The sequence below is a fragment of the Oleiphilus sp. HI0117 genome, assembly GCF_001635235.1.
Genome location: NZ_LWGA01000579.1, coordinates 1 through 4,199, shown reverse-complemented (window position 1 = coordinate 4,199; position 4,199 = coordinate 1). Strand labels below are relative to the sequence as shown.

General features: G+C 45.0%; 2 protein-coding genes and 1 pseudogene. All 3 read right to left on the bottom strand.

Annotated elements, in window-relative coordinates:
- Nucleotides 1-354 (bottom strand): annotated as a pseudogene (locus A3757_RS06320) (phosphoribosylanthranilate isomerase); the annotation flags it as partial.
- 143 nt (nt 355-497) lie between these two features.
- On the bottom strand, nt 498-1,406 hold the full coding sequence (truA, locus tag A3757_RS06315) for a tRNA pseudouridine(38-40) synthase TruA (protein ID WP_068513664.1): 909 nt from the start codon (nt 1,404-1,406) through the stop codon (nt 498-500).
- A 65-nt stretch (nt 1,407-1,471) separates the two neighbouring features.
- On the bottom strand, nt 1,472-4,199 hold a 2,728-nt coding region (locus A3757_RS06310; RefSeq protein ID WP_068739323.1), incomplete at its 5' end, for a FimV/HubP family polar landmark protein.

The window sequence follows — 4,199 nt, the reverse complement described above, 5'->3', positions numbered from 1 at the left end:
GTAATGTTTATCGGCCTCTAGAATATCTTGCTCGCACTGAACACGCACGGCTTTAATATAAGGACGATCAAAGCTTGAACAAAAATCTTCGTTTTCATCGCCGTGAAACTGAATAAGGCTTAGCGAGGCTAGGTTAGAAACCTCTTTCACATAAGACTTAGAAGCATTAACAAATAAACCTACAGCAGAAACAAAAGGTGGAAGTTTAGCAATAATATCGCAAGCAAGTTCAGGAGAAACATAACGCGGACTCGGTTCATAAAAAACAAAACCAAGCGCATCAGCACCGGCGTTCACGGCACCCAAGGCATCACTTAAAGATGTTATACCACAAATTTTTGTTCTAGTGCGCACTTTGTCTTGCACAACCCTTTAGCTAAAAATAAATATGCGTCAGCATTATATCGATTTGCTAGACTGCATAATAGTGAAAAATAGTTGAGGCGCTGCTCGCTTCCTAAAACACAGGGCCAGACCATACATACTACAATGCTTAACTAGTCGAGCCTATGAGAAATACGCCACAGATCTGCATCATTGTCCATGCTTCCCGATGCACTTGCAATCATTGAGCGAATTATCGACGGCGCTCCTTGAGATACAGGCACACCAAAATGGGAGGGGTAATCGACATGCGTTAAGAACAAACCATTTGGCTGCGCAGTCACTCCCCCCTTAGTCCGGTCTCGTGCTTCGAGCACCCCGGCACACCAATCTACTGGTTTTCTCTGCTTACCTATTTCCATCAAAACACCAGCAATGTTACGAACCATGTGATGCAAAAATGCATTTCCCTTAATATCAATAACTAAAATATCGCCGAAGCGTTGAACATTAATAAATTCGACAAACCGAAACGGCGTTCTTGACTGGCAGCCTACAGCCCTGAACGAGCTAAAGTCATGCTCACCCACCAAACATTGAGCTGCCTGGTGCATCTTTATTTCATCTAAGGGGTCATGACACCAAGTCATTTCATTATGGAAGATTGAAGGCCTGACCGGGTGATTGTATATCACATAATGATAGCGCCTACTGGTAGCAGAAAATCGCGCATGAAACTCAGAGTCAACACAGCCAGCCCATGAAACACTGATATCTTTTGGTAGGTTTGAGTTGCTACCAAAAACCCACGCTCTTTCACTACGCTGCACTTCGGTGTCAAAATGAACAACCTGATGAGCACCGTGCACACCCTTATCGGTTCTGCCCGCGCAAACAAGCTCTATGGACTGATTGGCGACACTTGATACAGCCTCTTGTAAGTATTTTTGAACGGTAGGTAAGCCACTCTTTTGAGACTGCCACCCGTGATAAGCACTACCATTATATGACAAGCATAACGCAACACGGCCAGTAACGATTTCGTTACCGGCCGTGTCATTCGAAAGATGACCAGAACTCATTTGAGAGTCAACTCAGGTCGTCTAATTAAGACAAGTTTCATCCAAAAACTACCACTGCAAAATAATTAGTCCAATGAACTTAGCAATTCAGCCGCCTCTGCTTGCTGCTCAGAACTGCCTTCTTTAGTTACTTCTTCTAGTATATCTTTGGCGCCCTCGATATCACCCATATCGATATACGCTCGTGCCAAGTCAAGCTTGGTAGACGCTTCATCAGTACCTTCAAGGAAGTCAAACTCGCTTGCATCACCAAGGTCTTCATCAAACGACTGATCTGCATTCATCTTATCTGAAGCTTGCTCAAGAATATCATCGCTGATAACCGGCTTTTCGGCACCTAATGTTGCGTCAGACTCTAAATCTCCTTCTCCGCCCTGAGCTAATGATTCAACGATGGCTGAATCACTTAAATCTGAAGGCAGCTGAATCTCGGTTTCTTTCTCAAGCTCGCCGCTTAAATCTATGTCATCAAGATCCACGTCAAGAATCGCATCATCAAACTCACCAGAGTCTGACAACTCATCAGTAATCTCATCTACAGTTTCGTCTAGCACATCACTAGGCTCTAGAAGCGAGTCATCCAAGTCAGCAGTTAATTCTGCATCGAGTGATTCATCAATACCTAGATCATGCTCTTCATCTAGTTCAACACTGTCAAAGTCAAAAGATTGTGGTTCTTCCTCAAGCGCTTCAGCTTCAGCCTCAATAGACGCTTCAACCTCGCGTTTTGAGGCCTCAACCTCTTCCATCTCGCGATCTAGCTCAAGCTCATGTTCTTTATCTTCTAGCGACACCAACTGCTCATCCAGCATATCTCCGCGGATAGCGCTCGCTTGATCTAAGGCTTCAGAATCCTGAATTGCTTCTAATTCGCTATACTGGCGGTTAAATGCTTCAGTATCACCACTTTGCTTATATACTTCCAGCAACTTCAAGCGCAAGTCTGTTCTAACAGGTTCTTCTGAAATTGCACTTTCAAGAACTGCTGCAGCCTGATCCAGTCTGCCATAGGCAATGTAAACATCAACTTCAGCGATTACATCCTCATTTTCCTCGCCAGAGACGGCAGGCTCTTCTTCAGCAAATAAGTCTTCATCTATGTATTCGTCATCATCTTCAAGAGGGCTATCTAAAGATTCAACTTGCATGCCGTCTTCTTCAGCATCCTGATAATCGTCTTCCGACGATAGCGCATCTTCGCCCTCTTCTTCATATTCAATTTCGTCACTATCGTGCATTGCCTGAAACTCTTGCTCACGCTTAGCGTTATTACGCGAAACCAACCAGAGGACAAACACAACCAGCACAACAACTAGAACAGCAATTGATAAGTAGAGAGGATTACCAACGATCACTTCGATAATGTTCTGCTCAGCCTTAGCTGGCTTGCTTACAGGCATTTCAATAGACTTAGCCTTTTCAACTGCTGGCGATTTCTCAGCAGGTTTCATGCTCTCGGCCTGACCTGCTTGCTCAGTCTTTGGCATCGCTGCAATTTGCTCAGTACTTTCCTTAGCTTCAGCCATAGCGTCTTTTGCGGCTACCGTCTGATCAGAAGCCTCAGCAGCATTTTCAGCAACTGCGTCAGGCATTGCCATCAGCTTATCAGCCTCAGATAGCTCCTCAGTTTCCTGCGCAGCCTTCGCTTCCGCTAGCTCATTGACTCGCATTTGCGTCTGAATATTTGCTAGCTGATCATTCTTTAATGTAAGGAGTCTTTGCAAGGTTTGTAGCTGTTCTTCTAAGTCAGAAACACGACTATTTAACTCTTTATTCTCGATACTCGCTTTATCCAATTTTTCTAGCGTAATCGCTAGCTTCGGATCAGTCTCTTTACCGTTACTGCCGCCTGTTGCAGAGCTACCAGAGTTAGCACTGCTAGCACCGTCGTTTGTCTTTTCAGCAACAACAAGCTTGAGTTCATCACCAGCCCGCTTAACTGCTGGCTGATTAACGTCAGTTTTCGGTGCTTGGCTTGAAGCTACCGACTTCGAGCGTTTGCCTCTCGCAGACTCGTTCTGCGAAATAACTTCTTCTATTGCCTGATGCGTTGAACGCTGCTTAATCTGCTCAAGGCTGGGCAAACGTAGAACCTGACCTGCCTTCAATTTATTGATATTACCCTGAATGAAGGCACCTGGATTTAGGTCCTGAATAGCCAACATAACCTGCTGAGGGCTAACACTTCTATTTGGCCGCGCCTTGATTGCGATATCCCATAACGTATCAGAGCTACCAGTTGGGCCGTACTCACCACCTGAAATACCAGTCGAAGGGTTAGCAACAGAACGGCGACTTACCGGTGCAGGCTCTGGTACATTAAAAACATCGCCAGTTTGCGCTACCTGCGTCGTAACACTTGCAGCTTTAACCGGTGCGACAGGGTCTTCTGAAAATAATGGAGGATCAATCAACAAAGCGTATTCACGCAATAGTCGGCCACTTGGCCAAATCACTTCTACTAAGAAATTTAAAAACGGCTCTCGGACAGGTTTGTTTGTCGTAAGAACAACGACAAGCTTACCATCGGCATTCGTTTCAACTTTAAACCTCAGATCGGATAAAAAGTAAACACGGTCGACATTCGCTTTTAAAAACTCTTCGCGCGTTGCTAGTCCAGGAAGAATTTCTTCTGCCGAGAAATCACCTGAGTTTACAAGCTCTATTTCAGCTTTTAAGGGTTGGTTAAGTGCAGACGTTACAGTCGCCTCACCAATTCCAAGAGCGAAAACAGACTCAGCAATCAATACACCGAGTAGTGATAGAGCAAAGGCCAGCTTGCGTATCATCACT

Excerpts from the sequence above, each read along its gene's own strand:
- truA (WP_068513664.1), bottom strand. The coding sequence starts at position 1,406 with ATGAGTTCTGGTCATCTTTCGAATGACACGGCCGGTAACGAAATCGTT.